The 2559-nt window shown below is 61.6% G+C and carries 3 protein-coding genes; 1 reads left to right on the plus strand and 2 read right to left on the minus strand.

Translation table 11 applies throughout. The features are described 5' to 3' along the window. Position 1 precedes the first annotated feature (1 nt). A complete protein-coding gene (locus B3V69_RS03625) occupies positions 2-427 on the minus strand; it encodes a 2TM domain-containing protein (RefSeq protein WP_296443890.1) in 426 nt (141 codons plus the stop codon). Positions 428-694: 267 nt separating this feature from the next. Here B3V69_RS03625 and B3V69_RS03630 point away from each other — a divergent pair, with 267 nt between their 5' ends. Next, a complete protein-coding gene (locus tag B3V69_RS03630; protein WP_296443892.1) occupies positions 695-1666 on the plus strand; it encodes a hypothetical protein in 972 nt (323 codons plus the stop codon). Between the two features lie 14 nt (positions 1667-1680). Here the strand turns inward: B3V69_RS03630 and B3V69_RS03635 are convergent. Next, on the minus strand, positions 1681-2559 hold an 879-nt coding region (locus B3V69_RS03635), incomplete at its 5' end, for a DMT family transporter (RefSeq protein WP_296443894.1).

The following is a 2559-nucleotide window of genomic DNA, read 5'->3' on the forward strand; positions in this document are numbered from 1 at the left end:
GTCAGGTATTGGCACGAGGCCTGGGTTCGACCAGGTAGGTTTTGACTATGCGCAGCAGCAGGAACACCCCCCAGAAGAGAATGACCCACTTCGACCAGGTGATGGTGCCGGAAGAATAGACATCGACCCCGACCAACAGTCCGCCAATGATCAGGAAACGCAGCAAACGGTAATGCAGCCGGGCAATTTTGAAGTCCCTCTCTGGCCGTATCACTTCTGCCGCTGGCAGCGGACTCGACACATTCAGTCGCGCAACATCAATATCCAGGGCCGAGGCAATCGCCATGCGGGTTTCCGCCGAGGCGCTGCCATCGGCTTCAACGCGCTGGACGGTACGCAGGCTCAGACCGGCCACGGAAGCCAGATGTTCCTGTGACCACGCACGCTGTTCGCGGAGTTGCTTGATGAGAGCGGTGTCGATTTTCATGGTGTCCATTATGGGATTCCTGGGTCATAAACAAATACCCCCTACTATCGTCCGCAGTCACGCCTGGGTGCTACGTCAGGCCGCCGCCAAACGGACGACAAGGAGCCGCCACATAGCCGCCGCGGTTGTTCGTGAACGGACGGTGGACGCAATTATTTACACGCTACTATTCCCCACTCCTCGTTTCGAGGCCTGTGGTCTGGAACTTCGTCAAGTCGCTGTGGACTTTGTCAAGTTGAACCATCAGGTCTCTCCCGCTGCCTCAAGATGAAGAAAAAACTGTACTCCGCCCTTGCTGTGTTCTCTCTGTTGCTCAGCCTGGCCGTCCCGGCCAGCGCCCAGCCGGTCTCCTTCGGGCTCTTTGGCGACATGCCCTACAGTCGCTGGGAGCGCCAGCATCTGCCCGATCTCCTGGCTGAAATGGACAGTGAAGATCTGGCCTTTGTCGTCCATGACGGTGACATCAAGAGCGGCTCCAGCCTGTGCAGCGATGACGTGCTGCGCGACATCCTGGGGGTCTTTCAGGCGTCAAAAACGCCGTTGGTCTATGTGCCTGGCGACAACGAGTGGACCGACTGCCATCGCGGCAACAACGGGGGCTACGATCCGCTGGAGCGCTTGGACAAGCTGCGTGAGCTGTTTTTTGTGGGCGACGGCGCGCTCGGCCAGCGCCCCTTGCCGCTGGAGCGCCAGAGCCGTGATCCGGCCTTCGCCCGCTACCGCGAAAACGTGCGCTGGGAGGCCGGCGGCGCCCTGTTTGTCGGCCTCAACCTGCCCGGCAGCGAGAACAACTTTCATGGCACAACACGCGGCGGCGGCCCGGTGCCGGAGTTTGTGGCGCGCAGCGCGGCCAACCGGGCCTGGCTGGCGCAGGCGTTTGCGCTGGCGCGTACCAAGAAGCTGGCGGGCATCCTGATCGTGATCCAGGCCGATCCGGAGTTTGAAGAAGCCAGCCAAGGTCGACCCCGACCCGGCTATCGGGATTTCCTGACCCAATTGCGGGAAGAAACACAGGCCTTTGCCGGGCCGGTGGTGCTGGTGCACGGCGATTCGCACCGGCAACAGATCAACCAGCCGATGCGCGATCCGGTGAGCCAGCAAGTGGTGAAGAACTTCACGCGCGTGGAGACCTTTGGCTACCCTTTTTTCGGTTGGGTCAAGGCCACCGTGGATGCGGCCGATCCGCAGGTATTTCGGTTCTCGCCCCGGCCCTGGCGCGCCCCTTCGCTGCAGAATTGAGCGGTGCCCCGCGACTAGACTGCAGGCTTGCGGTTCACCAGCACGATACCGCCCGCCACCATTGACAAGGACGCTATTAAATTGATAGTAACCGGTTCGTGCAACCAGAGCGAGCCAAACAGCAGCGCGAACACCGGCGTGAGAAAGACGAAGGCCGAAATCTTCGTCGCCGGGTAGCGCCCCAGCATCCACATCCACGCCAGGTAGCTGGCAAAGGCGCCGACCACGGTTTGCAGCAGCAAAGAGCTGCTGGCAAAGGCGCTGAAGGTCCACACCCAGCGTTCGCCCAAAATGAAGGACAGTATCGGCAGCGTCACGGTACTGACGCCGACCTGGTAAAAAAGCAGTTTTTCGGGAGAAGCTTTCGTCAGGCGCGAGCCACGAATGACCACCGTGGTCAAACCCCACAGCATGCCAGCGGTCAGGGCCAGCAAGTCACCCAGCCATTGCTGGGCTTGGCTGGCGGCGCCCAGGCCTTCACGCAAGGCAAACACCACGGCAACAAACGCAAAGGTCAGGCCCAGCCATTGCATCGGACGCAGCTTCTCGGAGGCCACGAATAGAGGCAGCAAAACCGCCACCCAGAACGGCGAGGTATAGAGAAACACCGTCAGGCGCGAGGCGGTGGAATACTGCAGACCCGCGTAGAGGCAGGCAAACTCGGCGGCAAACAGGCTGCCGGCCAGCAGCCCGGCGCCAAGCGAGCCATCGCGCTCAAAAATCCGCACACCGCGCCACAGACACCAGAGCCACAACAGGACCGTGGCCCCGGCAAAACGAATGGCGGCCTGAAAGACCGGCGCCAGCTCGGGGAGGGTGGCTTTCACCAGCACCTGCTGAAAGCCCCAGAACAGGCAGCAGCCCAGCAGCAGGCCGATGGCAAGGCCGTCCAG

Origin of the sequence: Rhodoferax sp. UBA5149, assembly GCF_002413825.1 — a bacterium.
Taxonomy (GTDB): Bacteria; Pseudomonadota; Gammaproteobacteria; order Burkholderiales; family Burkholderiaceae_C; genus Rhodoferax.